Genomic DNA, 26,057 nt, shown 5'->3' on the forward strand with positions numbered 1-26,057 from the left:
GCGTCTCGCGGAGCACGAGGGAGGGGAGATTTGAGGTTAACGAAATTGGCAAAATGGCATGTCATCTTGTACAATAAACATTCGTGAATCTACAGAAAAGGATCGGATAATATGCAGGTAATGAAGGAATGGTACATCGCCTTAGATGCGGAAGTAAAGGAATTGAAAAGCAGGGGCGGTACAGGCTATACCATTGTAAACGGAGCCTTTTTATATCGAGACAGCAAGGCATCTATTTATACCTTTCAATTGACGATAGAGCTGTTTTTTCCAAGCGATACGCCGGTTCGTGTAGAAATCGGTGGCGAGAGCGTGAACGGTGAAATTCTCGGTACGGAGGGCTTTGAAATCGAGATTAAGCTGAATACGTACATCGGAGAAACAGTAAAAGAAGCGAAGCTGTTCAGCGAGCCGTGGCAGCTGCTAGAGGAGCTTGGTGATCGACTGAGTGAGGTGGAGCAAGCGCCTGAGCGTTTGAAGCGCGTGCAGCGTGTGATGACTGGTACGGTACCGGTGCGTCATGCAGAAAAAATGAATGGTCCTCATTTTGAGCTCATTTATCGCTCGTATTACAATGATGTGACATATGTATGGGGACCACCTGGCACAGGCAAAACGTATCATTTGTCGCGCGTTGTTGCGCAGCACGCAAAAAAAGAGAAAAGCGTGCTCGTACTTGCGCACAGCAACGCTGCGGTTGATGTGCTGATGCTGGAAGTGGCAAGGCTGTTGACAGCGCGGGGAGAGTGGCGTGATGGTGAAGTGATTCGATATGGTTATAGTCAGGATGAAGCGGTGCAGTCACATCCATCTTTGCTGGCAGCTAAGATGGCTGATCCGGGTCTGCAAAGCGAACAGGAAGAGTTACTTGCTCGCCGTCATGATTTGAAAAGCCGCGTGAGCTTGACGAAGCAAGATGAAAGAGAGCTGTCCGAGCTGCGCAAGGCAGCGCGCAAATTACGGCTGGAGTTAAAAGAGCAAGAAGAGAAGCAAGCAGAGCGTGCTAAAGTAATTGGCGCAACGCTGACCAAATGCGCGATTGACCCGGCTTTGTATCAGCGTACGTATGATTTGGTTGTCGTGGATGAGGTTAGCATGGCATATGTCCCGCAGATCGCATTTGCTGCCTCGCTCGGTAAACGCGTTGTGGTGTGCGGTGATTTCAAGCAGCTCCCTCCAATTGCCATGTCTCGTCATCCACTTGTCGAGAAATGGCTGCGCGAGGATGTGTTTCATCATGTTGGCATTGCAAGCAAACTTTCGCATCCGCATTTGTATATGCTAAAAGAGCAGCGCCGTATGCATCCTGACATTTCTAGTTTTACAAATAGCTTTATATACGAGGGGAAAGTGTCGGACCATGAAAGTGTACATGCGCGCAACGAAATTGCTGCTAAAGGACCGTTTCCTGGCAAGGCTACGTTGCTACTTGATACACAGGACATGGGGGCGCATTCGTTAACCGACGCAGCTTCACGCTCGCGCTACAATATCGTGTCAGGCCTTATGAGCCTGCATTTGGCAGTGCAGTATGCCAAGCGAGGTCTTTCAGTTGGCATCGTTACTCCTTATAAAGCGCAGGCGCGTTTTTTATCCATTTGCGCGCGTAAGCTTCAGGCGACTGGTGTAACCATTGCAACGGTACATCGTTTTCAAGGAGCAGAGCGCGATGTTATGATTTTTGACGTTGTAGACAGCGAGCCACAGGAGCGACCGGGTGTGTTGTTTTTTAACAAAAATAGTCAGCGTTTAATCAATGTCGCTGTAACAAGAGCGCGCGGCAAATTTATTCAAATCGCTGATGTGGCCTATACGAAAGCACAGCTTGCAAATCGCCTTGCATTTTCGCAGCTCACCATGCATTTAAAACGACAAGGGAGCCTTACTCGCAATCGCGACTTTTTACAGGAGGTCGCTAATAAAAAGCTACGCTGGTTTCCCGGGGAATCCCCATATTTATATAAGGACATCCGCAGTGCCAAAGAAAGCATCTTAATTTCTGCACCGCAGGACATGAGCAAGCGTCTCCGTTCTGAGCTTAAGCACGCCGGTGTTTCGGTAAAAATCTGCAAAGCACCCACCTTCTTGGTACTCATTGATAACACCATCCTGTGGACGGGAGCAGAAACAACGGTACGCCTCCGTTCGCCTGAAACTGTTACATTGCTGAAGAGCTATTTAACCGGACGCTGAATTCCGCCCTGAAATGTACGAAAAGAGCGTATAGCCTTTGGCTTACGCTCTTTTTTCTAAATTTTTGGCTGTTTCACTCGTTTCCACGTCTTTTTCATGTTTAAGCGTGCCAAAGAGTACGTCTACAAATGGATTGGACACGCCAAACCAATAGTTTTCGTTTTTAAAGTGATGGAGCTGATGTGTTTTTTTCAGCCACTTCCCAAACCTTGTTTTCGGTTTTAATGGGGTGTGGGCGACATAGTGCTTCCATTCATATACAAGCAGCATGGTTATAAGTCCTACGCCGAATGCGATTATACTAGTGAAGCTACCTGTGATTACGTAAAAAATAGCGCATAACACAAAAAAGTTCGGCAAACTGTACCAAAGCGGCAAAAAAAGCAGATGAAGTTCGTTCGGAACGGCATGATGATCATAATGTATGCGTTTTAAAAATTTGAGAAATAAAGGATTTTTCGGGGGCTTGAGATGAAACAAAAAACGGTGTGTAACATATTCGCTGAACATAAAAAAGACAAGTCCGAATAGAAACCAGCTAACCATGAATAGCTCAAAACCTTGTATAAACAAATAAATTGTCAGGACCGTTGCCAGCAACGTCATTACAAGAATATCTGGATAAAAAAAGAAATCTCTATAGACTTTCTTCATATACACCCCTCCATAACATTAAACTTTTTTGCATGGCTTCACGGGTAACAAGCGCAGCTTCTTCTGCATTTCCCTGAAAGCAAGCTTCTAGCAATTTCTCATAGTATTCACGCGAGCTATCGCGGTGCTGCGCATGCGCAAAATAGCGCTGTGCCATTTTTAAATACACATCCTCAAAGCTATTTAATAGTAAGAGATAAAGAGGATTTGATGACAGCATCGCCATTTGCTTTTGCAAGTGCCAATCAAAAGTTGCATAGCTTGCGGCTTCATCTGTGATTATCTCAAAATCTGACAAGATAGCGATTGCCCTTGCTCTATGCAAATGTATCGCATCTCTTACGTAGGCAGGAACAAGCACAATACGAAGCTCTAGCAGGTGAGAGATGAATACCTCAGAATCTCCATGTCGTGCTAAATCCACAAGTGTACCGATATTTCCTTGCTTCCAATAATCGTTCACAATGGCAGGCTGCCGAGACTGAAGAGTAACCCAGCCATCGCACTGAAGACGCTGTAACGCTTCACGGATTGTTGCGCGTGAGGTACTAAATAAGGCGGCGAGTTCGCGTTCTGAAGATAAAGGTTGCCCTGCTTGATATACGCCTTGTGTAATGCGCTGAATTAATATGCTTTCAACTGCAGTAGAAGAACGTTCGTTGTTCATGTCACCCTCCCTTGGTAAGACCAATTTACCTTTGTGGTAAGACCATTATATGAGACACCAGTAAGAAAAAGACAGAGAAATTATTCGACATCCATTTCAAAATACTTTATTTTCAGAATTATATTTTTATATAATATCTAGAAAATCATAAAATTGAATAGTAAAATATATAAGTGTTTACAAAAATATAAAAGGGGCGGTCAGGTTGCGAAGTACGAGTATTTGTGTTCGAATTATTGCTGTAACGACTGCATTTATGTTAATTCTTGCAATAGGATTGGGCGTTTTTATGCAGTATCTTTTGAAAAAAGGAGTAGAAACTAGCATTGCAACGTTTGGGACACATACGACTGAAGCAATCGCAGAGCAGTTTGACCAAGAGAGATATACAGAATGGTTACAGCAGCCAAAAGAAAATGAGAAATATTGGGAATTGCGTGATGCGTTAAACCGTGTGCGCGAAAGTACAGGTGCGTTATACTTGTACACTATGAAAATAGAAAGTAATAAAGCGTACATTATGATTGATGGACAGCCAAAAAACTCCCAAGTAGCGAGTGCCATTCAGGAAGAAACAAGTACAGTATATCCTAATATAAGGAATGTTTTAAAAGGTAAACCGATACAAACTGATGTCGTGCATGATCCGAAATATGGAGATTACATGACAGTGATTGTCCCACTTATGGATGATACTAACAAAGTAATTGGTGCCCTGGGGATGGATATCAATGCTTCACAGGTCAAAACTACCACTGCAACTGTGGTACAAGAACATATGCGTGAATTACTGATATTCATTGCAATTGTATTTAGCATCTCATCTCTTGTACTGTTCATTTTCTTACATCGCATGTTAAAGCCGCTACAAATGTTGGAACAAGCCGTTACACGTGTTGCTGCTGGTGATTTACGTGATATGAAACTTATACATACAAGAAAGGATGAAATTGGGCGCATTGTAAGTGCGTTTCAGCGTATGACCGCACATTTACGCACATTAGTTGGTGAAGTACAGGTAACAGCACGTGCGATAGAGGAGGCTTCTTCTGAATTAGTAACGTCTTCACAGTATTTACAAGAAAAAAATACAATTATGTCCGCGTCTAGCCAAGAAATTGCAGTGAGTAATGCTCAAACTGTAGTAGCAATGGAGCATGCGGCTGAAAATATTCAGGACTTCGGTATGGAGGTCAAAGGCGTTGTTCAGGCTGTAGAACAAATGCGATTTATTTCGGAAGTCGTGGAAAGAGCAGGTAATGAAGGAAGAGATGCATTGCGAAAGTCTGTTGTACGTAGTGAGACAACAAGCGCGCATCTGGAGGCATTTCGTCAAACGATGCAAATACTTTTTGAGCGTGTGAAGGGAACAGAAGAAATCGTAAAAACCATCGATGAAATTGCCACACAAACGAATTTATTGGCGCTGAACGCCTCTATTGAAGCGGCGCGTGCTGGTGAAAGCGGGCGCGGATTTGCGGTCGTGGCAGATGAGGTTCGTAAGCTTGCTGAAAAAACGGCTGAACAAACAAATCGGATTCAAGAAATTACCCAGAGGATACGCACAGAGGCCAATGAAGCAAATACAGAATTAGCAACAACACTTACAGAATATGCGCAGCAAAATAAGCAAGTAAGTGAAGTAGGTGATCAAATGCAAGGTCTACAGCATCTCACAAAAGAGCTTAATGATGCTCTTCACATTGTAAATGAACGCGTTAGAGTGATGGAGGAAAAACAAACAGCTGTGCAGCAGGAGGTTGTAGCTGTGATGGCTGCAAGTGAAGAAACAGCAGCCGCTACTGAACAGGTGCATGAAACTTTGCATAATGCGACTGGTAATATCAATACATTGCTACAAGAAGTAGAAACGATAGATCATAACATTCAAACACTAGTTCATAAAACCAATCAATTTACCTTGTAGGAAGTGTGAAAACGCACTTCCTCTTTTTGTAAAGCAAGGAACATGTTACAATCAGTGCGGGAGGGGAATAGAATGAGCAAGTTAAGCAACGCCTTGCGTATGATTGAGCTATTGCATGCGCGCAAAAAGATGAAAATCAGCGAACTAGCAGCTGAGCTTGAGGTTAAGGAGCGGATGATTCGCAATTACCGCGATGAATTGGCGTTAGCTGGTATTTTTGTAGAAAGCGATAAGGGACGTGACGGGGGCTATTATATTTCTAATACATCATTTTTTCCGGTACGTAACATGTCGCATAAAGAACTAGAAGCCTTGGTATTTTCAGCGACACAGCTAACAGAAAAGGCATCCGTGTATGCAAAATATGCAGAAAGTGCACTTGATAAATTAAAAGCGGTTCAAAAGCTAGAACGTGATAAAGAACGTCATATTTATTTTGTACATAAATCAAAGCCCAACTATGAAACATCGGATGAAAGTAGTAAGTATTTGCAACTGCAAGATGCACTTTTGACATTGCGCAAGGTGAAAATTACATACACATCGCATAGCGGTGAATCAGAGCGTATTATTGAGCCATACGGATTTGTACATTACAATGAGTTCTTTTATTGTGTTGCCTACTGTAACACGAAGAAAGATACACGTATCTTTAAGCTTGCACGCATACGCGATATATGGGTGACTGGGGACTCGTATGCAATTCCTGATAACTTTGATGTGCGTAAAGAATTTCCGAAATTTGGTTTAATGAAAGAGTATTTAGATGTAAAGCTTTATATTGCCGAGCCATTTGCCACGATGGTGCAGGAGTCAGTATGGGCAGAAAACCAAGTGATTACAAAGCAAGAAGACGGCATTTTATTTGAAGCGACGATGAATGGCAAAGAGTCGGTGAAGAAGTGGATCTTAGGTATGGGTGCCAAGGTGAAAGTGCTAGAACCAGCTTCGTTGCGAAAAGAAATTATAGAAGAAGGACGAAAATTGCTAGAAATATATGAAATGTGACATATATAATGCCGCAATATCTTGTATATTGTATTTGTGCGATAAAATAATCCCAAATTTTCGTACAAAGTGTGGTGAGAAGCGAAAAAGCGTATGTCTAGAGGCATACGCTTTTTCATTTATAAAAATAAGATGAATGTCAGGAAGTTTTTGTATAAACTAGAAGAGAAAGGGGAGATTGGTGTGATAGTAGTTATTAGTCTATTTACTTTAGCCTTACTTACTATTTTAATTGTAGCAATAGCACGCACTAAGGCGTTTGGACCTATTCCGGAGAAAATGAAGCTGGAGTCTGTCAATGACTTGCAAAACCTTGTTTCGCATTTAGAAGAGAGCATACCAGCTGCGTATGCGGAGCAGGTGCGCAAGCGTGTAGAAGCCGAGCATAAGCTTCGCAAGCATGAATGGGAATGGCGATTTTATGAGCTAAAACGCTTTTTCGTATTATGTGGTATTTTAAAAGAAGCACCCATGTTCAGTATGCGTGTCGACGATGTCTGGCATGAGATGATCATGTTTACGCGCGAATATGAGCGCTTCTCAAAAGCATATGTAGGAAGGCTGCTTCACCACGCCCCGAATGTGAGCGGTGCTAGTAATCCGGATGAGCGTGGTTTTTTTGATTGGGTATATAGTGTTCTGTTTCCGTTGCATCCAGAAACACGCAAGCTGTACGGCGGCTTTTATCGTCACCCAGTTAGCCCGTCCCGTATTGCAGAATTTCAGCAGCTGCCTGCGGACGTACTGAAGGCACGCTATTTTTCAAACCATATTGCCGCACAAGAGGTCATTGATGACGTTATTTTGAAAATGAAACGGCAGGCAAAAGAAATTGCACATATCTCAAAAGCGGAAATAAGGGCACGTATAAAGCATGGAAGCGATCCGCACGAGCGATTACTCGCATTTTTATATCTTTCTAGCTATGAGTATCACAATTATCGTACCTATAAAAAAAGCAGTACGTCCTGCTCTAGCTGTTTTTCCTGCTCGTCTGACGGTGGGAGCGACAGCGGTGGCAGCAGTTGCTCAAGCTGCGGCGGCGGGGGGGATTGAGGGTGTCCAACAGGATGCCTTTTTTTGTTTTAAAAGGGAACCCGTTCCTGTAGAGCGAATACAACATAGTAAAGAAGGGAGGTTGTGATATGAGGTTTATGACAATCACCGATGAAGTAATAGCAAAAAAGATTGACGCTGCTCGCGAAGAAGTACGCTATGCTGCGCCAGCAATGAGCATCATCGTAGCAGAAGCCTTGCTTCGGTTCGTGAACCGAAGCGGTAAGGTGGAGGTAACGCTTGATTGCAGTGCGAACCCGTACCGCGAAGGGTTTGGAGATGTAACAGCGCTCGATTTGCTTATCCCGTTTATTCGAGTTGCCGATGAACGTGATTTGCGAATGGGCATGCTAGAAGTGGATGGGACAACGTATTCCTATGTGCCTGTGTCTAAGCAAAACGAACATGTACAGAAAAACGGCATCGTACATACGGCTTCTTTGCCGCCGCAATCTTTTGTGATGAGCACAAATGAGCTACGCTGCGAATTGCGCCGGCAGCCTGCCCCGGACTTTACGATGCAAAAGCGCCTGATGGCATACCGTAATATGATACAGTTTGCCGAAATTACTTTTAGTGGTGGTCGACTTGAGAAAACAACAATGAAAATACCGAGTCATCTGCTCAACATTGCCAAGGAAAGAGGCTTTGAGGAAAAGATGAAAGCATCGTATCAGCTTTTTGATAAGCATTTTTCCCTGCATACAAAACCAATGAATGACCGCGTTGAGCAGCTGCGAAGCACATATACACGTACAGTTGTCGGATATGGCAATGTAATACTCACGGAAGAAAAAGAACTTTTTTTAAAAGCATTGTCACGCCTAAAAGTAGATATGGAAATCTATATAACGCAGCTGCGGCAGGAGGTAGCAAAGCAAATTCAAAAAACAAAGCAAGAGCTCATTGAAAACTTTACACCGCTGCTATTGATTAATCCCCCTGCGGAGTTACCGGAACATCCAACAGAGGAACAAGTGCACGCTTACATTGATCTCTTGCTGTGCGAAGAAATTCCTCATGCCGATGAGATATTAAAACGCATTGAGCTTCATCATACCTTTAAAGATATGACAGAAGAAACATTGCAAGATGAAGAGTTTTATAGACAGCTGGAAAAAACGTATAGGGACCGCGAAATAGTATGGCCGCGGTATGATCTGCACCAGGTGGAGTTGCAGCTGTATTAGATGCAAAGACCAACTGTACCCAGTATACCATCTGTATAAGATACGGTTTGAAATATAAACCATAACACAACAACGATAACTAGCACGGCAAATGCGATACCGCTGTAACTGTATTCCATACCCACTCCCCCTTTTTATCGTTTCCGTCAGTATATGCGGCGGGCGTAAAAAGGGATATTTTTTACCTTTATATTAAAAATGAATATGAAAATATATGAATTTTTTTATTTCTAATATACAATTAAAGAAAGGTATGAAAAAAATATAGAGTAATAGAGAGGTTGGAAGGTTGTGGAATCTTTACAGTTGCTTCAGTCACATTTGCAACACATACATAACGAACTACAGGCTCATGCCGCACAAGTTCCGTCTCTTCATGATAAAGAATTGCAAATGAGCATGGAGCGTATAGAGCGGCGTTTAGAACGGCCTTGTTTTACGATTGGTGTGATGGGACCGCGCAACAGCGGTAAATCGACACTTGTGAATGCTTTACTTGGAGAAGATTTACTGCCGGCCGGGAAAGACTTGGTGGCAGTTGCAACAACGCATATTGTATTTGGGGCGCATGATGGAACAGTTATCACCTATCGTGAAAATGGACAAACAGAGCAGATAACAGAGTGGCCGCTTTCTCACGCATTTTATGAAGATATGCGTCTTGGGAAATCCATGGAGTATCAACTGTTTCATAAACCAGCTGCTTTATCTTCATGGGATGCCTATGAACATATTGATTTAGTTATTGCAGATCTACCGGGCGAACAGCTGTATGAAGCAGATTTAGTATTATATGTACTTGATATTACCAGCGATATAACAACAGAGCTGCAAAGGCTGAATTCAGATATAAAAGAACGCGCCATATTTATTTTAAATAAAGCAGACCTTGTTAGCGATCCATCTGTACCACAAGCGCAGTGGCAACAAGCTCTTGGCCGCGATGTATATGTTGTCAGTGCACAAACATCATTGTATGAACAGCTTGTCGAGCGGGGCGGAGATGCGGCAACCTTTTATCAGCGCACTTTAAAAGAGCGGAGTGCCGTAGCAACTCTAGTTCGTGCTGGATTGCGTCAGTTAGAGGACGAGGTCATTGTACCAGTGTTTTTAAACCTGCAGCATGAAGCAGAGCGCGCCACGCAATTGATGCTGCTGAAGCAATCGCAGCGCGTAGCAGCTCTTTGCGAACAAGATGCTGCGCAGCTGCAGAAGCAAATTGAAATGAAAAAAGAAAACCAGATGGCCGCAGCACTAAAAAAGCAAGCCTTGCATACGTTGCTACAGCAGCATGAAGAAACAAAAGAGCGAATACGCAATGAAATTGAAGCAACGGCGGCTGTCTGTCAAATTGATGAGACAGAAAAATTTCCACCATTTTTAATGAATCCGTTTCCGTATCATACGGAAAGCGATGAGTTTGAAGAGAAAGAAGTGGCGTATGAAGAAGGGGAGCAGCGCTTACGCCAGTGGCTCAGTGAGCAGCCACAGCTCGATGTGTCTGCTTCTTATAAAGAAGGTATGCATTATGAGCCGTCTTCGTACAATTACTTTGCTATGCTAAATGAGCTTGCGCGTAAAGAGCTGAAGGCACTGAATGAACATGTATACGCATATAGTCAAAAATATCCGAAAACCATTACCTATATGGAAATGCCCCAGGATGTCACGCCGCAGCCAATTCGTGTAAATGAAGAGCCAATGCGCTACGATTCGTACTCTAAGGCAATCAGCGTTTCAGCATATGAGGTGCCTTATACGGACCGGGTGTGGCTTGTTTTCCAAAAAACAAAATATATGACGCTCTATAAATATAGTTTACAATCCGCGGTGCAAATGGCGGAGAGAGAGTTGACAAAGCGTTATTATTCCTATGCAAAGCAGTATCATGAAGCTTATATGACAGAGAAGTACAATCGATTTGCAGGGCGTGTAATAGAAAGATCTCTGCATGTTGTTACGAATTCTCAGCAGCATGTGCAGCAGCTATTGTTTCGCACGAAAAAGGAGCTAGATACCCTTCAGCAGCAGATTGATGCGCTTAACGAGCAAATTGCGTGTACTAAAGCCTTGAAAAAGCGTATTTTGTATAAAACGATGATTGTGACTCATGCGAGGGAGGTTGCGGCGACAGATGATTTGGCTTCACTCATTGAAGCTTCGCAGCCGGGAACAACCTTTTTACTTGGAGAAGGAGAATATATCATTGACCGGCCGGTTCTTTTACAATCTGCAGCGTTCATCGGACAAGGTACAACATGCACAAAGCTTCGCATAGAAAAGTCGGTGCTGCAAGGTCACAGTTATGATTCGTTTCGCTTTGAACAAATGGCACTCATTTTTACAGAGCCGTTTCAAATGGATGGTCACTTTTTGTTTGCATCGCATTGTTCATTCCAAAACGCCCGTATTTATACCGGAGACAATACAGAGCTTGTACTACAGTGGTGCTCATGGAAGGAAGGCATGCTTGAGGTCAGCGGCTCTTACCATATGACAGATTGCGAGCTTCAAGACACAGCTGTTTCTCTCATTAAAGCAGCCAGCGGTGACATGCATCGTAACAAATGGCAAAATAGTAGCCTGACTTGCGAGCAACAGGCATATGCACAGCTATCTTATAACGAGATGCTTGGAGAGCGTAGCGGCATAATGGCACGTGACAACAGTCGGTTGGAAATGAAGGGGACCCGCATTTCGCAAGCTGTATGTGCTGTGACGCTTATGCATCAAGCGGTAGCCATTTTCAAAGAGAATTTGTTTCATGCGAGTAAGAACGGAATTCGTGCGCTTGATGTAGCAACAGTTACAGTAGAAAACAATCGCTTTGAGGGTAATACGGTTGGTCTTTATGCTGCAAGCAACATAGATGTATTTAGGGGCAATCATATCGAAAACAATCATACCGGTGTTCATATCGCCAGCGGTGAAATAGGTGACTTTAGTAACAATATCTTTACCGAAAATATCATCGGCTTACAAGTAACGGGCGAGGGCAACGGAACGATTGAGCATAATACATTTTCAGAGCAGCGTGAGAGCGGCGTTATGTTAGAAGGTCATGCGCAAATTTGGCTCGTCAACAACCGCTGTGAAAAACAGCATACCGGTATTGTTTGTAAAGAAGCAGCAGTTGCTGTGCTCGTCAACAACACAATAGAAGAAAATGAGATCGGTGTATGTTTGCGCGATGAGGCAAGCGTAGAGGTGAAGCATAACTTCTTTAACAGCAACCGCCAGTGTGGTATGGCAATTACCGGACATGTAACCGGCTCTGTGATCGCAAATCATTACCGCAATAACGGACTCTCGTTTTCAGTTGACACCGCAAAGGTCATGGAATTTGCGGATAATAAGCAGACTGAACAAGGCTTTGCCGTACTAAAACCGCAATACTGGCAGGCAAAAATGAAAGTAAGGCGTTCAACAAGCAAAGCCAAAAAGCAAAAACAACGATAAACAAATAGGCATGTTTCATCTCGCAATTTGTATATATGATAGTGACAACTTGTCACCGCTTGTCCTGATTATGAATACAATATAGCGGGGTGAGAAAAGATGAAGCTAACAAAGGAAAACTTGCTGAAACGCTTACGAAACTGGAAGACTTGGGTCGCGCTGTTCGCATTAATTGGCATGATTTTAGAAAGTCTCGGCTATACAAACTTTCAAGGCACACTTGGAAAATGGGAGGAAACCATCTATACGCTTGGTATTTTACTTGGTGTATGGTCCGACCATGACGGCAAGCCACAAGAGTAGGAAAGTCCGCTTACGAGCGGGCTTTTTTTATATGATAAGACAGTAAACAATGTCACTTCTGCTTCTCCGGTGCTCATTATTGACGGAATGAGCATCTGTGTTTTATAATTCAATCGTTGAATAGTTCAACAATTGAACTATAGGGGGTTCACTATGGAAAAACAAAAAATGAGTCATTTAATTGAACGGTATGAAGACATTTTTATTTTTGCAACGCGTAAATTAAATGCGCTGCTAGCTGAATTACTGGAGGATTTAACACCAGAGCAATACTTTACGCTGCGTCATATTAAACGGTATGGTCCTTGCACATCGAGTACGTTATCAGAGCTGAACTGTGTAAATCGTAGCGCCATGACGGCTATGATTAATAAATTAGCGGCAAAGGGATACGTAACACGTACAACAGATTCTCAGGACCGCCGCATCATCTGGCTAGAAACAACACAGGAAGCGGAAGCGGTTCTTGCTGCAGGGGAAGAGGAGATGCATACCTTTATTGCCTCGTATCTAACAGAACTTGAAGCGGAAGAAGTGGAAAGCTTTATTCATATTTATGAAAAAATTTGGAATATTATCCGCGCAAAGGAGGAGAAATAAAGCATGCGTACATTATTGAAGCTACGCTGGGTCTTTTTGGCGCTGTGGGCAGTACTCCTGACTGTGCTTCTGATGTTTGCGCCAAATATGGAGCAGCTTGTTCGTGAAAAGGGGAACATTACCATTCCGGACGAATATTCATCGATGGTGGCACATGACATTTTAGAGCGTCACAACAAAGATGATGGCAATACACTCTCGGCGGTGCTCGTGTTTCATGATAAAGATGGTATTACCGGAAACAAACAAGAAGAGATTAACAGTATACTAGATAAACTCAAAGAGAAAGAGGAAGCGCTCGGCCTTGCTGCTTTGACTACATATCGAGACGGTGAAGAGCTGAGGGAGCAGCTTGTTTCTAAGGATAATCAAACGATTTTGACGCTACTAGAAGTAGAGCGACAGAACCGTGAAGTTGCGGACATTCGCGCAGCACTAGAAAAGGTTGTAGGCACCCCGAAGGTAGAGCACTATTTTACGGGCGAAAGCTTCATCGGAGAAGATGTAGTCATTAGCTCACAAAACGGCTTGCATAAAACGGAAATCATTACAGTCGTGTTCATTTTATTTGTATTAATTTTAGTATTTCGCTCTGTCGTGGCACCGCTCATTCCATTGCTCACAGTCGGCATTTCATACGTGGCCAGCGCCGCTGTGGTCGCTTATTTGGTGGACTGGTTCAGCTTCCCGTTATCCAACTTTACCCAAATTTTTATGGTCGCTATTTTATTCGGTATCGGAACGGACTACTGCATTTTATTGCTAAGCCGTTTTAAAGAAGAATTACCAAAGCATGAATCAGTGGCCGATGCCATTATTAAAACGTATCAGACTGCGGGGCGCACGGTCTTTTTTAGCGCCTTGGCTGTATTAATCGGATTCTCGGCCATTGGCTTATCCAAGTTTTCCTTATATCAATCTGCAACAGGTGTGGCGGTCGGCATTCTCGTATTATTAATCGCTTTCGTTACACTTGTACCGCTTGCAATGTACGCACTAGGTCCGCGTTTGTTTTGGCCAGCAAAATCAATTGCTGGTCACGGTGACAGTAAGCTATGGAGTGCATTCGGTACGTTTTCCTTACAAAAGCCATTGCGTGCGCTTTTACTTGTTGCAATAATTGTTGTACCCCTTATCAGTAGCTACGATGGAAAATTATCATTTAATTCCTTAAATGAAATTGGTGAGGATTATGGTTCTGTAAAAGGTTTTAATACAATTGCTGACAGCTTTGGTCCGGGGGAAGTTATGCCGGTGCAGGTTGTTATTGAAGGAAAAGAAAAGCTAGATTCAGAAGAAGCACTAGCCATCATTGAAAAGGTAAGTCGTGAAGTAGCAAAGCTTTCTTCTGTCGAAAAAGTACGCAGTGCAACGCGGCCGCTCGGTGAACCGGTTGAGGATTTCTATGTTGCCGACCAGGCTGATTCCTTACAAGACGGTCTTGGACAAGGAAATGACGGTTTAAGTCAAATTAAAGATGGTTTAACAGAAGCGAAAGATTCGCTTGCGGTATCTGGTCCAAAGCTTAGCGAAGCAGTGAACGGTTTTGATAGCTTAATTAATGGAACAAAAGGATTGCAAACGGGCCTTGGACAAATACAAGCTGCTTTAACGCAGGTGGAAAACGGTGTGCGTCAAGGTTCGATGGGGGCCGGACAAATTAAGCAGGAGCTAGCAAAGATTCAGGAGCAAGTTGCAGCTTCAGTTGCAGGCACGGAAAAGCAAGCACAGCAATTTGCGGAGCTTACAAGAGGCTTGCAGCAACTCAGTCAGCAATACAGCGGTATTGAGGCTGGGTTACAAGGAACAAGCACGAAACTCAACCTTGCCGCTTTACAGAAAACCTTTAGCGATTTAGAAAGCCGCTATGATATGAAAAATGATACAAGTTATCAAGCCTTAAAAGGAAATGTGCTACAATCTGCTGGCGAAGTAGCGGCGATGCAAAAGGGTCTCGCGCAGATTAATCAAATCATGCAAAATGAGGTTATTGCACCTCTTGCGCAAAGTGAACAACAATTTGCCGGCGCCGCAGCAGGACAAAAGCAGCTTGCTGATGGTCTTGGCCAAATCGTAACGGCGCTCGGTCAACTAGAAGCAGGAATAGGGCAGGCAGCTGATGGACAAAGTCAAATTATCGGGAAGTTCCCGCAGGTGACAAACGGATTATCACAAGTAACCAACGGTCAGCAACAGCTGAAAGATGGCTTTGCACAGCTGCCGGGACAGCTCGGTACATTGCGTGATGGTCTTGGGAAAAGTGCTGATGGTATTGGTGAGGTAACGAAGGGGCTGGAATCCGCACAGTCCTATCTCAAGGATTTAAACAATTCCGGTGATAAGGAAATGACGGGCTTTTATATTCCAAGCGCCGCACTGGAAAACAGCGATTTCCAGCAGGTGTTCGATCAATATTTATCAGAAGATAAAGAAGTCGCAAAGCTAGACGTTGTTTTGAAATATAATCCATACTCGAACGAAGCGCTGGAGGCAACAAAGGATATTAAAGAGGCTGTAAAGCGTGCACTTCGGGGCAGTGATTTAGAAGATGCAAACATCGGGGTGTCTGGTGTATCAGCTGTATCGGCAGATATGCTAGCAGCATCCAATAGTGACTACAGCCAAACGGTTATTTATATGTTAATTGGTATTACACTCATTTTAGTTGTGATGCTACGTTCTCTCGTTATGCCGTTATATCTTATCGTCTCGCTCCTGTTGTGCTTCTACAGCTCACTCGCGATTAACGAGCTCATTTTCGTAAATATTCTTGGCTATGACGGTATTAACTGGACAATGCCATTCTTTGGCTTCGTGCTCCTCATGGCACTGGGTGTGGACTACAGTATCTTCTTAATGGACCGCTTTAATGAATATAAGGGCATGAAGGTAACAGAAGCGATGCTACTAGCGATGCGCAACATGGGAACAGTCATTTTCTCTGCAGTAATTATTTTAGGAGGAACGTTCGCTGCGATGTATCCTTCCGGTGTGTTATCACTATTGCAAATCGCAACAATCGTACTTGCAGGACTTCTATTGTACGCCTTAGTGTTCTTACCATTCTTCATTCCAGTTATGGTAAAATTGTTTGGTAGAGCGAACTGGTTCCCATTCGATCGCAATCAAACAATAGAAAAAGAACTCGATATGTAAACAAAAAAGCTGCTCCGGTTTCGGAACAGCTTTTTTAGGCATGACTCAATCTAAATGATACCAAAAAGAAAAATATAAGTCTATTTCTTTTTTTCTGCATCTGGCAAAATTAATACATACACACCGATAGGAGGGAAGTAGATGAAACAAAACATTTATGATCATCCTGATTTCTTTAAAGGCTATAAGCAATTGCGACAGTCGCCGCTGAACTACAACAACTTCGTTGAGCAGCCCGCATTGCGCCGCATGCTGCCGGATTTGAAAGGTAAGCATGTACTAGATCTTGGCTGTGGAATGGGAGAGTTTGCCCGCTTTTGTATTGAGCAGGGGGCAGCGGAAGTGACCGGTATTGATTTATCGGAAAACATGATTGCCGAAGCACGTAGGCATCCGTCTGAACGTATAACGTATGTACAAGGTTCCATTGAAGACACACCTCTAGGCCAGTACGACTTAGTCGTAAGCTCTCTTGCACTTCATTATGTAAAAGATTACGAAGGTGTGGTACAAAAAGTAGCTAAGGCCCTCAGGCCAGGCGGTACTTTTTTGTTTTCTGTTGAGCATCCGATTGTAACTGCAAGCAAACAAGGAGACTGGGTGAAGGATGAAAAGGGAAACAAGCTATATTATCCGATAGATCACTATCATGAAGAGGGACAGCGAATCATCTCCTGGTACGTAGATGGTGTAATTATCTACCACCGTACGCTAACCACATTGCTGAACGGACTCATGCGAGCAGGCTTTACACTGCAGGAAATTGAAGAACCTATACCGACCGAAGAGGGCATACGCCTCATGCCGCGGGTGGCAAATGAACTGCGCAAACCATCTTTTTTAATCATAAAGGCGGAAGTCGGCCGATAGAGAGAAAAATTGGCCGATAGAAGAGGAGAATTGACCGATAGACTAAACTATAAAGTAAAAAATCCCCATCACTGGATGGGGATTTTTTCGTTAACCTTCTAAAAGCAAAGATTTTGGATCTTCAAGCAACTCTTTTACCATCGCTAAGAAGCTTACCGCTTCTTTGCCGTCTACGATGCGGTGGTCGTAGGAAAGGGCGATGTACATCATCGGGCGGTTTTCCATGCGCTCTGCATCAATTGCAACCGGACGCAACTGAATTTTGTGCATGCCGAGGATGCCGACTTGTGGTCCGTTTAGAATCGGTGTAGACATTAAGGAACCGAATACGCCGCCGTTTGTAATCGTGAACGTGCCGCCTTGTAGTTCTTTTAGCGTCAACTTGTTGTCGCGTGCTTTTTTACCAAGCTCGCCGATTTCTCTTTCAATTTCTGCAAAGTTCTTCGTATTTGCATCACGTACAACCGGTACAACCAGACCTTCTGGTGCAGATACTGCAATACCAATGTCGTAGAATTTCTTCACAATCAGCTCATCGCCTTGGATTTCAGCGTTTAATAATGGGAATTGCTTCAGCGCCGCTACAACCGCTTTTGTGAAGAAGGACATAAAGCCTAGACGCACATCATGCTTTTTCACGAATGCATCCTTGCGCTCGTTACGAAGCTCCATGATTGCCGTCATATCAACTTCGTTGAACGTAGTGAGCATAGCTGCCGTTTGCTGTACCTCTACCAAGCGATTTGCAATCGTTTGACGACGGCGGGACATTTTTACACGTTCCACCGGTTTATCGAACTCAACTGCTGCTTTTGGTTTTTCAACCTTTGGAGCAGGAGCTGGAGTCGGAGTTGGTGCAGCAGTATGTGCTTTTACATCATGCGGTCTGATGCGGCCAAGCGGATCTGTACTGCGCACTTCGTTTAAGTCGATGCCCATCTCGCGTGCCAATTTACGTGCTGCCGGAGAAGCGATTGGACGATCTGTGTTCGGCAGCCCTTGCATTGGCTGCGGTGCAGCCGGTGTTTTAACTGCAGCTACTTCTGGCTGCGGAGCAGGCGTAGGTGCAGGTGCAGCTGGCGCTTCTACTGTTGCCGCTTGCTCATTTGTGTCTAAAATTGCGATTACATCGCCGACTTCTACTGTATCGCCGGGTTGTTTTAACATTTGTGCCACAATACCTGTATATTCTGTATTAATTTCTAGGTTTACTTTGTCAGTCTCAAGCTCAACGACGCTTTCCCCTTTGCTTACTTTGTCGCCAACTTTGATGAGCCATTGTGAAATAGTGCCTTCTGTAATGGATTCTGCAAGCTCAGGTACTTTAATTTCAATCATTTGTATGTCCTCCCCAATTTGCCTTGCGATTTATTGCGAGCGGGGGCGTACCCCGCTCTGTTACATATGAACGAATTCTTTTTCGAGCGCTGTCGGCTCTGTTTGACCCACGCGTAACGTGCAGCTGATGATAACATCTTGTTCCGCCTTATGCACGTATGGATCACCGCCAGATGGACTGGAGCGATCTGGACGGCCAATATAGCCAACCTTTTTGCCTTCCGCCATTTCAAACAGCGTCGGTGCGAGGTAATGCCAAGCACCCATATTTCTTGGTTCTTCCTGTACCCATACGATTTCTGTCAGGTTCGGGTAACGCTTCATGATTTCTTGAATTTTTTCTTTCGGGAATGGATATAGCTCTTCAACGCGCACGATGTGCAGTTCATCAAGCTGCAGTTCCTTATTGGACTCCACTTCCGCAGCCAAGTCAATTGCCATCTTACCAGTTGTTAAAACAAGGCGCTTCACTTTATCCGTTTTGCCAAGACCTGGCTGCTCCAGCACCGCTTCAAAGCTACCTTTACTTAATGCTTCAGCAGGCGAGGTTGTCAGCGGGTTACGAAGCAAGCTCTTTGGCGTCATAATGATAAGCGGACGTACATAATCTTTGCCGAGGCTCATCGCTTGACGGCGTAAAATGTGGAAGTATTGCGCTGCGCTTGTTAGATTTGCTACTGTCCAGTTATTCTCTGCGGCAAGCTGCAGGAAGCGCTCCGGACGTGCACTAGAGTGCTCTGGGCCTTGGCCTTCATAGCCGTGCGGAAGTAAAATAACAAGACCAGATTTTTGTCCCCATTTTGCGCGGCTTGCTGATACAAATTGATCGAACAAACCTTGTGCGGTATTGGCGAAGTCACCGTACTGTGCTTCCCAAAGTACCAGAGTTTCCGGCGCAAACACATTGTAGCCGTATTCAAAGCCGACAACTGCAGCTTCTGAAAGCGGACTGTTGTGGACTGTGAAGGAAGCGTTGCTGCCTGGAATGCGATGAAGCGGTGAATACGTTTCGTTTGTCTCCGTATCATGTAGCATAATGTGGCGATGCGCGAATGTACCGCGCTGTGAATCTTGACCTGTTAAGCGAATTGGCGTACCGTCCTGTAAAATGGTTGCATATGCCAATGCTTCAGCATGCGCCCATTCAATTTTACCTTCCACTAACGCTTGCTCGCGGCGCTCCAAGATCTTTTTCACTTTAGGATAAACACGGAAATCAGAAGGCCAATCAAGCATCGCTGCATTGATTTCACGCAATGTTTCTGCCGGAACACTTGTCGGCAAGTTTGGAATGCCGTTCGCGACAGCATCTGGCATCTTCACGTCCGCACTCGCGTTTCCTGTTGTTTTCGGTCCAACCAGCGCGTACTCAGATTTTAAATGCTCCTGTACAAATGCGGAGATTGTTTCAATTTCTTCATTTTTCAATACACCTGATTCCTGCAATTGCTTCGCGTACAATGCGCGGACTGTCGGGTGTTTGCTTACTTTTTTATATACAAGCGGCTGTGTTACAGCCGGATCGTCCATTTCGTTGTGACCGTAGCGGCGGTAACCAACTAAGTCGATAACAAAATCCTTTTGGAACGTTTCGCGGTAGCGGTATGCTAGGGAAGCGGCCTGTAAACATGCATCTGGATCATCCGCGTTTACGTGTATGATTGGAATGTCAAACCCTTTTGCAAGGTCGCTCGCATAGCGAGTGGAGCGAGAGTCATAGCTGTCTGTTGTAAAGCCGACCATGTTGTTGGCAATGAGGTGAATCGTACCGCCTGTTCGGTAGCCATTCAATCTGCCAAGGTTCAGCGTTTCAGCGACAATACCTTGACCAGGGAATGCCGCATCCCCGTGCACCAAAATTGCAAATGCTTTTGATACATCGTGCGTAGGTTCGCCAGCTTTTTCACGGTTTTCCTGCGCTGCGCGTGCAAAGCCTTCTACAACCGGATCAACAAATTCCAAGTGACTTGGATTGTTGGCAAGTGTTACACGTGTGCCGCCGACCATGTGCTCTTTACCAAGGTGGTACTTTACATCGCCCGTCCAAGCGTCAGCTGCCTGCGCTTTTGAGTTTTGAAACTCCGTGAACATTACACTGTACGGCTTTTCTAGTACATGCGCAAGCACACTCAAACGACCGCGGTGCGCCATACCGATGACAACATCCTGTACACCTTGCTTTGCACCGTGTGAAATCAACTCATCCATCATAGGAACGAGCATATCTACCCCTTCAATGGAGAAGCGTTTTTGACCAACAAAGGTTTTGTGCAAAAATTGTTCAAAGCCCTCTACGGCTGTTAATCGTTTTAAAACCGCAATACGTGTTTCATTGCTGATAGATTGCGGCACAGTTTCAATTTGCTGCTGTAGCCAAGTGCGCTCTGCCTTATCTTGTACATGTGCGAACTCGAATGCTAATGTGCTCGTGTATACTTGCTGCAGATGAAGAGCTGCATCCCAAGCAGTGCGAATATGCTGCGGTGCTTCGTTCCATACCGCAGTAGCTGGAATCGCTTTCAAATCTGCTTCACTAAGACCATTAAGAGGAACTTGTGCGTTTGTCCGCTCTAGTGGATTTAAATCAGCATAAAGATGACCCTGTGAGCGAATCTCATCAAGCAGTCGTGCTGCCGCTAAAAGTGTTGTGCCGTCAAATGCTTGCGGCGCTGTTTCTGGTGCTGCTGTATTTGTTTCAGGCGGTGCGCCCCATGTTGTAAACAACTCCTGCAGCTCTGCGTCTACCGCTTCACCATTTAAAAAGAGATCATATTGTTCAATTACATAGCCAAGGTTTGGACCGTGGAACTTCAGCCACGGGTTTCCATTTGTTTGTTTTGTCATCCAACAAAACCTCCTAAGTTCGTGCGTGTTTCTGTCTTGCCGGTGATGTGTTGATGAATATCCCTTATACTCTCATGTTATCAGAATAATTAATATTTACCAAAAACTATTACTTATCTATTTTGTAAGAAAGCATTCGCAAAATCTTATCACGAGTTGGAATCCTTTCCAATGAGAAGGTTTGTCCATCTTCATAGCATGTCGTACAAGACGTGGGGCGTAGTAGCTGCCCAAATTTCTAAGTCCCCTTAAAAATAGTATTACAATAATAAATGCAAACTCTATACATATACTAATATAGTAAGCGTTTGCATTTATATTATACAGCTTTTTAGGAAAGTATAAAGAGGTAAATTGCATAAAGACTATGAATTTAGTGAAAATTAATAAAGGAAAAACCTTTTTCTTTTTTAGTAGGAGAGAAGAAAAGGCATGGTGTAAGAGATGCAAGTGCCTTGTAAGACCAACACGTAGCGGAGCGTTCTAAAGCTGGTTAGGGGGGAGCAGGTAGGAGCGGTCAGTGTTTGTGTGGGGAAGACGCAGATGGAAGTTGGTAAAGACTCTGTTTCATTTCTTTATTTGTTTCCGTTATTATAAAAAAAGCGTCCGTTATCGGACGCTTTTTCGTAATGTGATGGTAATCTTGAATAGATCGCCGTCGAGTTCAATGTCGAGCTCGCCGCCGTGCAGGTCAACGATGGACTTGGCAATGGCAAGACCTAGGCCAGAGCCATCTGTGTGACGCGATGTGTCACCGCGCTTGAAGCGCTCGAGCAGCTCCTCTGTATTGCCGCCGAGCTCGTATTTAGAGACATTTTTAAATGTGATAGTTACATCTTCACCGACGCTTGTGGCGTTAATGTATACACGAGAGTGTTCCAGAGAGTACTTTAAAATGTTGCTAATTAAGTTATCAAACACCCGCCACATTTTTTGACCGTCTACTACAGCGAAAATTTGATTCTCGCTTTGGGTAACACGGAATTGTAGGGTAGATTGTGAGATGTTATCATCGTGCTCCGCAAGCGACTGCTGCAGGAGCTGGACAATATCCGCTTGCTCTAAGGCAAGTTCAATATTGCCGCTCATCATCTTAGAAGCCTCAAATAGATCATCAATCAACACCTTTAGTCGCTTCGACTTCCGGTCAAGCACTTGGACGTAGGCGCTGCGTTCATCTTCTGTTAAATTTGATGATTTCAATAAATCGGTATACGTAATAATCGATGTAAGCGGTGTGCGTAAATCATGACTGACATTTGTAATCAGCTCTGTTTTGAGACGCTCACTTTTTGCTTGTTCTTTTTGCGAAAATGATACATTGTTTTTTAGTATATTAATATCTGCAGCCAAGAAAGCAAGCGGGGAACGCCCCTTCACCGGTAAATCCGCGCGTAAGTTACCGCCTGCAATTTCTTTAACAGCCGTAAAAATTTCGTTAAAATAGGCGGTTTGCTTTAAGATATATAGAAAAATGGGCACGCCTACGAGCAAAACAAACGGCATATAGACGATAATGAGACCGGATTGCACTGCGACAAATACAGCACTAAACCCAAGTGTGAATAACAAGCCCATCAAGATTACAATCTGCATGCCAACACTGCGGACAAAAAATACTTTTTGTATGAATTCTAAGATATGATAGCACCAGGTGCGCTGCCATAACGTAGGGATAGATTCCTCACGCCACTCTTTCCATAATACCCATGCTTGTGGCAGCGTAGCGGCGATGAGACAGGTAGAGGCAAGAATGCTAAAAAACATACGATTTGCAGGAGTATAATGAATCTCGTAATACATAAATGGGCGCTCACCTATAATGAACACAAAAGCAAGCAATAACGTAAAAGCAAATGCGCCAAGTCTAATGTCAAAAGGTACTTTCTTATAATACGGTCGTAGGGCAGCGATAGGCACAAATGGACGCGCAAACTTTGCTGCATATAATCCAGCAATTAATAAAAGAACAGATACACCTGTATAGATAAAAAAGCGTTGCTGCTGTTTTTTATAGTAAGAAGCTGTCTCAACGATATGTGAAAATTCATCCGTCCACTTTGGAACAGCAATTATTCCTTGAAATTGGCCTCCTGTTAACGATTGGTTGTCAAAATAAGAATTTAACTGAAGTGTTTTCTTTCCGTCGTATGTTTCTTTCCAGAGCATATCACGTGGAGCCAGTAATTTTTGCGCAGCACTATAATCTTCTACATTCAAATTCGTATGCACTTTACCAGTAACCGTATTGGTTAAAAAGTATTTAAAGCTTTTATCATACTGCTTGTATTCGGGTCGTGTGTTTTCCAAATTTTGATAGTATTCATCCAGCTTTTTTTCCTTTTCTTTTACAACCTTAGCGCGCACATGTTCATCATCTTGAAAGTTTTTAGTGATATCTGCGATTTTGGCGTCGCGTTCTGTTTTATATAACCCCGCAACTTCAGGCGTTGGACTGCTATTTATTTTATCCTCATACTGCGCGGTAATATTGCCGATTTGTTCATTCAAATCACCGTATCGATAACGATGTTCGTGAATCTCTTCCGCTGTCACCTTGATTTGCTGTTTCGCTTCTTCCTTTGGTACATAGTTAAGCTCCAATTCAGAAAGTGAAGATAAGTAGTTTTGCTTTTCTCCTTCAAATTGCGGCGTATCAAAATACGTTTTATACGTAAAATTGATTCCATCTAGCAAGAGTGAAAACGTTCCGGTACAGCCAAGACCGACTACTAACAGCCAAATCAGTGTCTTTACACTACTTTTCCATTTTGTAGCCAACACCCCACACCACCTTTAAATATTTTGGATTTTTTGGATTGATTTCAATTTTTTCACGGATGTTCCGGATATGTACGGCGACCGTGTTTTCCGGGTTGAAGGATGGCTCGCGCCAGACGCGCTCGTAAATTTCATGAATGGAAAATACGCGTCCTGCATGGGTCATCAGCAGCTCGACAATTTTATATTCAAGTGGTGTCAGCTTGACGGGCTCGCCGTGTATGGTTACCGTTTTGGCGGCTTGATCAAGTGACAGACCGTTTAAATCAATGCTCCTTGTACCGTTGTAGGTTCCAAGGTTTACATAGCGTCTCAGTTGTGATTTAACACGGGCGATAAGCTCAAGCGGATTAAACGGTTTGGTAACATAGTCATCGGCCCCGACCTGCAGACCGAGTACTTTGTCGGCTTGTTCGCTTTTGGCGCTCAGCATAATAATGGGAATGTTTTTTTGCTCGCGTATTTTAAAGGTTGCGGAAATGCCATCAAGGCGCGGCATCATAATATCCAGTAAGATGAGATGAATATCATGTGTCATTACAACATCCAGCGCTTCAATGCCGTCTTTTGCCTTTAAAACATGAAAGCCTTCGTTTCGTAAATAAATTTCAATGCCATTGCGAATCTCTTCATCATCGTCGACGACCAGAATTGTAAATTTGTCCATACGTATCACACTCCTTTCGAAAGTATATCATGTGTTTTAGTATAGGAAACAAATCTTAATAACAGTTTAGGGAATTTCTTAAGAGTTTCTTAAGGAAAGATGGTGTTACATAAAGTTCGGTGTTGATTTCCGTTACGGGGGTTCGCTTTCCGCGACCAATCAAAGAGCCATCTTCACTCCGATTAACCAGTGCCAACTAGCAACATATGACTTGAATACAGTCTAAGGAAAAAGAAAATCATCCAAACTAAGCCGTTTGGATGACAGAGAGTACTTGCTTTTGATGATGGCGGTCATGGTGAATAAACTCGTCAATGATATGGAGCAGGGAATAGGGGGCGCCGGTATGTGCATCATGTGAAACGTTGTTAACGGAAATGTGGGCGCATAATGCGTCAACTTGCATATTTCGCAGTTCGTAAACAAGTTGCTCGCGTGTGGCCGCTGCTTGGTTCAGTACGTCTTGCTGCGACAATTCACGGTAGCAAAGAGACGCATGGTTGTATGTATCGAAATCTGGAAACTGTATATCTTCTCCTCTTCTCACAGCCGGCAACGTATGAGTCAGTAAATACTCATCCCAATGGAGCAAGTGAGCAATTACGTCTCGTACTTCCCACTTTCCCTCGGTAATCGATCTTTCCCAAAATGCAGGTTCCATCTGTAAGGAGCGGAGCCAAGCGGCAAATTCCTCAAATGTAGCAAGAGTTTGTTGTATATGCATGGATACCCTCTTTTCTCATCTGTTTTTTTAAATACTATCACAAAAAAGAACGAATGTTCTAGTGTTTTGATTGAATTTTTTTACTTTTCATTTAATACTTCATCTAGTAAACTGTTAAGAAAATAGGAGAAGATGCTATGAGAATAATACGAACAAAGGATCACGAACAAATTGCAAGACTGAATGAAACAGTGCAAACCTTACATGCTAACTTGTATCCCGAGGTGTTTCAGCCCTATCAATATGAAGAGGTAGCTGTATTTTTTAAAGAAATGGTCAAGAAACCAGAAATGGTATTTCTTGTCTTAGTAGATAAAAAGGATATTGGCTATGCTTGGGTTGAAGTGAAGCACCGTCCTGCAAATGCGTTTAAAAAAGCGGAAGCAACATTATATATTCATCAAATTAGCATACATGCCGATGTGCATGGAAAAGGCTATGGCTCAGCGCTGCTGGCGGCAATTGAAGAATTAGCGCGCGAAGAGAGAATGAAACGAATAGATCTTGACTACTGGATAGATAACACACAGGCCCGCATGTTTTACGAAAAAAGAGGGTTCCAGCTGCATCGGCAAATGGTATATAAGCCGTTATAAAAAGAGGGTGATTTATCCTCACCC

The 26,057-nt window shown here is 43.7% G+C and carries 19 protein-coding genes; 11 read left to right on the forward strand and 8 right to left on the reverse strand.

The genetic code is table 11. The features are described from left to right. Positions 1 to 111 precede the first annotated feature (111 nt). Positions 112 to 2,193 (forward strand): AAA domain-containing protein, encoded by a 2,082-nt coding sequence (locus tag MUG87_RS19420; protein WP_247084367.1) that lies wholly within the window; start codon positions 112 to 114, stop codon positions 2,191 to 2,193. Between the two features lie 42 nt (positions 2,194 to 2,235). Here MUG87_RS19420 and MUG87_RS19425 read toward each other — a convergent pair whose 3' ends face one another. Together MUG87_RS19425 and MUG87_RS19430 are read right to left on the reverse strand one after the other, a co-directional pair. Continuing rightward, a complete protein-coding gene (locus tag MUG87_RS19425) occupies positions 2,236 to 2,847 on the reverse strand; it encodes a sterol desaturase family protein (protein ID WP_247084368.1) in 612 nt (203 codons plus the stop codon). Then, entirely contained in the window at positions 2,831 to 3,514 is a 684-nt protein-coding gene (locus tag MUG87_RS19430) for a GntR family transcriptional regulator (protein ID WP_247084370.1), read from the reverse strand. Before MUG87_RS19430 ends, MUG87_RS19425 begins: the two co-directional genes overlap by 17 nt. A 205-nt stretch (positions 3,515 to 3,719) precedes the next feature. Here MUG87_RS19430 and MUG87_RS19435 point away from each other — a divergent pair, with 205 nt between their 5' ends. The 4 genes from MUG87_RS19435 to MUG87_RS19450 all read left to right on the forward strand — a co-directional run bounded on the left by MUG87_RS19435 (position 3,720) and on the right by MUG87_RS19450 (position 8,695). Continuing rightward, positions 3,720 to 5,441, forward strand: coding sequence for a methyl-accepting chemotaxis protein (locus MUG87_RS19435; protein ID WP_247084372.1), 1,722 nt, complete (start codon positions 3,720 to 3,722; stop codon positions 5,439 to 5,441). 72 nt (positions 5,442 to 5,513) lie between these two features. Continuing rightward, positions 5,514 to 6,449, forward strand: coding sequence for a helix-turn-helix transcriptional regulator (locus MUG87_RS19440; RefSeq protein ID WP_124562759.1), 936 nt, complete (start codon positions 5,514 to 5,516; stop codon positions 6,447 to 6,449). A gap of 183 nt (positions 6,450 to 6,632) precedes the next feature. Further along, entirely contained in the window at positions 6,633 to 7,505 is an 873-nt protein-coding gene (locus tag MUG87_RS19445) for a glycine-rich domain-containing protein (RefSeq protein ID WP_247084374.1), read from the forward strand. A gap of 89 nt (positions 7,506 to 7,594) precedes the next feature. After that, entirely contained in the window at positions 7,595 to 8,695 is a 1,101-nt protein-coding gene (locus tag MUG87_RS19450) for a hypothetical protein (RefSeq protein ID WP_247084375.1), read from the forward strand. On the opposite strand, the gene MUG87_RS19630 is transcribed toward MUG87_RS19450, so the two are convergent. Next, complete coding sequence (locus MUG87_RS19630) at positions 8,692 to 8,814, reverse strand: hypothetical protein (RefSeq protein ID WP_281503663.1); 123 nt, start codon at positions 8,812 to 8,814, stop codon at positions 8,692 to 8,694. The genes MUG87_RS19450 and MUG87_RS19630 overlap by 4 nt on opposite strands. Positions 8,815 to 8,986: 172 nt before the next feature. On the opposite strand from MUG87_RS19630, the gene MUG87_RS19455 reads away from it, so the two are divergent. From MUG87_RS19455 to MUG87_RS19475, 5 genes are all read left to right on the forward strand, one after another. Next, positions 8,987 to 12,154, forward strand: a complete 3,168-nt coding sequence (locus tag MUG87_RS19455) for a right-handed parallel beta-helix repeat-containing protein (RefSeq protein WP_247084377.1) — start codon at positions 8,987 to 8,989, stop codon at positions 12,152 to 12,154. Between the two features lie 99 nt (positions 12,155 to 12,253). Further along, positions 12,254 to 12,457, forward strand: coding sequence for a hypothetical protein (locus MUG87_RS19460; protein ID WP_247084379.1), 204 nt, complete (start codon positions 12,254 to 12,256; stop codon positions 12,455 to 12,457). 153 nt (positions 12,458 to 12,610) lie between these two features. Then, positions 12,611 to 13,057 carry a MarR family winged helix-turn-helix transcriptional regulator gene (locus tag MUG87_RS19465; protein ID WP_247084381.1) on the forward strand — a complete coding sequence of 149 codons (447 nt, stop codon included), beginning with the start codon at positions 12,611 to 12,613 and terminating at the stop codon, positions 13,055 to 13,057. 3 nt (positions 13,058 to 13,060) lie between these two features. After that, positions 13,061 to 16,213: an MMPL family transporter gene (locus tag MUG87_RS19470; protein ID WP_247084383.1), complete on the forward strand. Its 3,153-nt coding sequence runs from the start codon at positions 13,061 to 13,063 to the stop codon at positions 16,211 to 16,213. 141 nt (positions 16,214 to 16,354) lie between these two features. Then, positions 16,355 to 17,083 (forward strand): class I SAM-dependent methyltransferase, encoded by a 729-nt coding sequence (locus MUG87_RS19475; protein WP_247084385.1) that lies wholly within the window; start codon positions 16,355 to 16,357, stop codon positions 17,081 to 17,083. 90 nt (positions 17,084 to 17,173) lie between these two features. Here the strand turns inward: MUG87_RS19475 and odhB are convergent, their stop codons facing one another. From odhB to MUG87_RS19500, 5 genes are all read right to left on the reverse strand, one after another. Beyond that, positions 17,174 to 18,421, reverse strand: a complete 1,248-nt coding sequence (gene odhB, locus MUG87_RS19480) for a 2-oxoglutarate dehydrogenase complex dihydrolipoyllysine-residue succinyltransferase (RefSeq protein ID WP_247084387.1) — start codon at positions 18,419 to 18,421, stop codon at positions 17,174 to 17,176. A gap of 60 nt (positions 18,422 to 18,481) precedes the next feature. Continuing rightward, positions 18,482 to 21,265 (reverse strand): 2-oxoglutarate dehydrogenase E1 component, encoded by a 2,784-nt coding sequence (locus MUG87_RS19485; RefSeq protein ID WP_247084388.1) that lies wholly within the window; start codon positions 21,263 to 21,265, stop codon positions 18,482 to 18,484. A gap of 609 nt (positions 21,266 to 21,874) precedes the next feature. Next, positions 21,875 to 24,046 carry a sensor histidine kinase gene (locus MUG87_RS19490; RefSeq protein WP_247084389.1) on the reverse strand — a complete coding sequence of 724 codons (2,172 nt, stop codon included), beginning with the start codon at positions 24,044 to 24,046 and terminating at the stop codon, positions 21,875 to 21,877. Then, positions 24,024 to 24,713 carry a response regulator transcription factor gene (locus MUG87_RS19495; protein ID WP_247084390.1) on the reverse strand — a complete coding sequence of 230 codons (690 nt, stop codon included), beginning with the start codon at positions 24,711 to 24,713 and terminating at the stop codon, positions 24,024 to 24,026. The genes MUG87_RS19490 and MUG87_RS19495 overlap by 23 nt, the downstream gene beginning before the upstream one ends. 247 nt (positions 24,714 to 24,960) lie before the next feature. After that, the gene (locus tag MUG87_RS19500) at positions 24,961 to 25,437 is read right to left on the reverse strand and encodes a DinB family protein (RefSeq protein ID WP_247084391.1); all 477 of its coding nucleotides are present in this window, start codon (positions 25,435 to 25,437) and stop codon (positions 24,961 to 24,963) included. A 137-nt stretch (positions 25,438 to 25,574) separates the two neighbouring features. Here MUG87_RS19500 and MUG87_RS19505 point away from each other — a divergent pair, with 137 nt between their 5' ends. Then, positions 25,575 to 26,033, forward strand: a complete 459-nt coding sequence (locus tag MUG87_RS19505; RefSeq protein WP_247084392.1) for a GNAT family N-acetyltransferase — start codon at positions 25,575 to 25,577, stop codon at positions 26,031 to 26,033. Positions 26,034 to 26,057 lie beyond the last annotated feature (24 nt).

It is taken from the genome of Ectobacillus sp. JY-23, assembly GCF_023022965.1.
In the GTDB taxonomy this organism is placed as follows: domain Bacteria; phylum Bacillota; class Bacilli; order Bacillales; family Bacillaceae_G; genus Ectobacillus.